Below are 3447 nucleotides of genomic sequence, written 5' to 3'. Positions count from 1 at the left end.
CAGGGGGTCCCAGCGATTGAACGCCGACGGCACGAAGCCCGCCGGGACCAGAGCATCGCGTTCCACGAGGGCCGCGCGGACCTCGTTGATCACAAAGTCCGCATCCAGCGCGTCGCCCGCCGCGGCGGGCCATCGGTCGCTCCAGGCCATCGTTCGTCTCCACGCGACTGCAAATCAGACCATGCGCGGCGGATGCAGAAGGATTGTCCACCCCGCCGGCGTCCGGAAGAGGCGCACATATCGGTCGAAGCCCTCGGGCCCCGCCAGATACCCCGCCTCGTCGCCCCAGAGTTCGCCGAGGTTTGGCACGCCGACGATCGTTGGGCCGTCGTCCACGAAGCCTCCCGCCTCGCGCCGGACCGGCTGGACCGTGTACGCGCCGCTCTCGTACGAGACGACGCGGGCCAGACGATCCGCCTCCACCGGCACGTGCATCAGGTAAACCCACTCGGGCGGGCCGCCGCGGTCCAGCCGCTCTTCCACCCGGACGACCGTGTCGGCCGGCACGAGGTGCGTCCCGAGCGCCGCCTCCGCCACGTTATGCACCGTAATGTCACCGAGGCCGTCGGGAACCAGTTCCCATTGGACGTGCCCCTCGCCGTCCACGCCCGCCGGTCGCACCTCGTCGGCATAATAGCGTTCGTCGGGCGGGTCGGCCGGCGCGGACATCTGGACTCGGCACCAGAGAAGCCTGTACGGCAGACCGCCGGGGCTCACCTCCGCGGAAGCCCTCGCTCCGCGCGTCGCCGAGGCCCCGCGGTTTTCATTCCGGTCCTGCAGCGCCTCGACGCCGTAGATTTTCAGACGGTCGCCCGTCATCGCTTTCTCTCAGTCGAGTTCCAATTCCGTTTCCGGTGCCGGCGAAAAGCGCACCGTGGTGCGGCGAATTACCGGGTCCGTCTCGTAGCCCGGATGCTGCCGGGCCAGATCCAGGCCCCGGCCGCGAATGCCCGCGACCCGCTCGCCGACGCGATGACCGAAGGCCAAGTAGGGGATCCGAATGCGGCTCGGGGCCGGGCAGCGCCGGTCCGCCTCGAAGGCCGCGTCCACCAGCGCCTGGAGCCGGGCCGAATCGTCCGTTTCGTCCGCCGGGTCGCCGTGGAACCGGCTCGTCGAGGCCACTTTCCGATAGCGGTAGCCGCCCGGCACGTGGAGAACGCGCGTGCGGCCGGGCGATTCGTCCGCCCCTTCGGCGACGCGCTCGGCCCGGAGAACCGAGTCGCCTTCCAGAGAGGCCGTCACGCGAATCCGCGCGTAGCCACGCATGGCCGCGTGAAGGTACGCCGGCGGAAGCGGGTCGTCGGTCAGGTACAGACCGGCTTCATCATCGAGGACCCTGATCGCCAGGTTCGCGCGCTGCCACGTCGCGCCGCCGTCCAGAGAAATTTCCACGTACACGCCGCGGCTGCGACCCAGAGCGTCGCGGGAAAGGCAGGGGAGAAGCCGCCGATGCCGGCGGGCGTACGGTTCGCCCTCGAACAGGCCCGCGAGGTCCGGCGCCGGCCCGCGGTCATACGGCTCGCCGCTGTACTCGCCCGCCTCGTTCAGGACCCACTTGCGGAAGACGTCGCGCACGGCATCGAAGTCCGGGTTTGCGCTCGGGCTGAACTCGTCGGGGTCGTACGAGGCGAGTGAATCGTCCCACCCAGCAACCAAGTCGAACGTGGACTCAAAAATCTTCACGCCGCCGCGCGCCACGTATCGGCGCGGCGAGGCAGCAAAATGCGTCCCGACGCTCAGATCGCTGAAGTGCGTTGCGCTCGGTCTGAAGATGTCGCCCACTCGCTGGTGCGCGAGCGACACCGACCGGGCGCGCGACGGGAACCAAAGGCCCAGGCTCCGGCTGACGCCCAACTCGCCCGGCTCCACGTCAACCCGCAGCCGGCCGCCGAGCGGCTCCAGAAGCGCCTCGATCACCTCGCCCAGAGGCCGGCCCTCAAGCGACACGTCGCGGATCGGAACTGCTTCGAGCGTCTGGCGGATCCAACCGCGCGAAGGCACGTGCCAGGCGTCCGACTCGGCGAATTCCCCCAGGACGTAGGCCACGGCTTCGTTCAGCGTCCAGGCGATCGCCCCCGGCGGCGACGCCGGCGCAAAGATCGCGTACGTGTCGCCGTCGCCCGGATCGTACAGGACACCCGAAGCGTTCGGCCGACCGTCCGGGTTGAACACGAGGTCCAGGCCGGCGACTCGTTCGGCTCCGCCTTCCGCCGTCTCGATTCGCTGTCCGCCGACGCGCCGCCGCAAGACCTCGGCCGAGAGGTCCTCGGCCTCGAATCGCAGCGACTCGCCGTCGGGCGAAAAACCCGTTTCCACCTCGAGGATTCGCCCCTCGAAGATCACGAGGTCTCCGCGCGACGCCCCGGGCAGAACCCCGCCGCGAAGCAGCCGCGCGGTGACCCAAAGACCCGGACGGATCGCCGGCGCTGCCGCTTCCAGACGAACGTCCACGCCGTCCTCGCTGCCCCGGCCGAGACCGACTGAAAAAGTCGCGCGCGGCGCGCGACCCATCTCTGTCTCAACCGTCTCAAGGCGCGCTCTCGGCGCGGGCCGGCCGTCAATCACAACCTGCACCTGCGGCGCCGCCAGGACCGTCACGGCCGAGGAGCCCCCGAACCACGCTGCGCAATGGGCCGGAGCCGTCACGGCACCACCTCCGCTTCAAGAGCAGCCACTTCGCCGGGCGCGTCCGCGTCGGGAGTCACCGGGGCGGTGGCGGGCTGTTCGTCCCACACCTCGCCTTGGGCGACCGCGCGGACCGCCAGTTGGTGTTCGGCCCCGCTCGCGAGGCCTTCAATGGTCGCCGCGTAGGCCACACGGCCCATCTCGTACGCGACCTCGCCGAGCGGCGAACCGTAATCGATCGTGCCGCCGCCGCCATCGCCAAAGATTCGGAACACCTGCGGCACGACGCCCGTGATGCCGGGGCGGTACCGCCAGGTCAGCCGGATCGCGCCCAGGGGCATCGCCTGCGCCCCAATAGCCAGCGCGCCGGCCGGCCGATCCGGCACCGGTGCGCCGGACGCGTCCAGTTCAATCCGCGCTTCCGACTGCGTGATGGGCGATTCGATGCCTCGCGCATCCACCGGCCGGATGCCGAACCAGTGCACGGTCCCTGCCTCCAGGGGTTCCGTCTGCACCTCGCGGACGCCGGGGCCCGCGCGCGCGAAGGCTTGGGCGTAGTCGATGGATTCCGGCCCGGATCCGCTCCCCCGATACAGGTCGTAGCCTGCTTCGGAGGCGCTCGCTTCGACACTTGTGATCGCAGGCGAGGTGAATCGATCAGCCGTGGCAGAGAGTGTCGCTCGCCACTGGAAATACCGCCCGTCGGGAAGCGTGGCCGGGTCGCCAACGTACGGCTGCCACAGTGCCTGGGGATGGCCGAAGGCGTCGGTCTCATCCGCGGCACGCACGTCCCACGAGATGGCGCAGCCCTCGGGGACCTGT

3 protein-coding genes are annotated in these 3447 nt (G+C 70.1%); all 3 read right to left on the bottom strand.

What is annotated here, in order from left to right:
- Positions 1–174 precede the first annotated feature (174 nt).
- Positions 175–819 carry a hypothetical protein gene (locus NTX40_06740; protein ID MCX5648776.1) on the bottom strand — a complete coding sequence of 215 codons (645 nt, stop codon included), beginning with the start codon at positions 817–819 and terminating at the stop codon, positions 175–177.
- Between the two features lie 9 nt (positions 820–828).
- Positions 829–2646 carry a hypothetical protein gene (locus tag NTX40_06735; protein ID MCX5648775.1) on the bottom strand — a complete coding sequence of 606 codons (1818 nt, stop codon included), beginning with the start codon at positions 2644–2646 and terminating at the stop codon, positions 829–831.
- On the bottom strand, positions 2643–3447 hold an 805-nt coding region (locus NTX40_06730; protein ID MCX5648774.1), incomplete at its 5' end, for a hypothetical protein. The genes NTX40_06735 and NTX40_06730, both read right to left, overlap by 4 nt.

The organism is Planctomycetota bacterium (assembly GCA_026387035.1).
In the GTDB taxonomy this organism is placed as follows: Bacteria; Planctomycetota; Phycisphaerae; order FEN-1346; family FEN-1346; genus JAPLMM01.
Note: the sequence above shows the minus strand (reverse complement) of the source record. Positions and strands in the feature narration are given on the sequence as shown.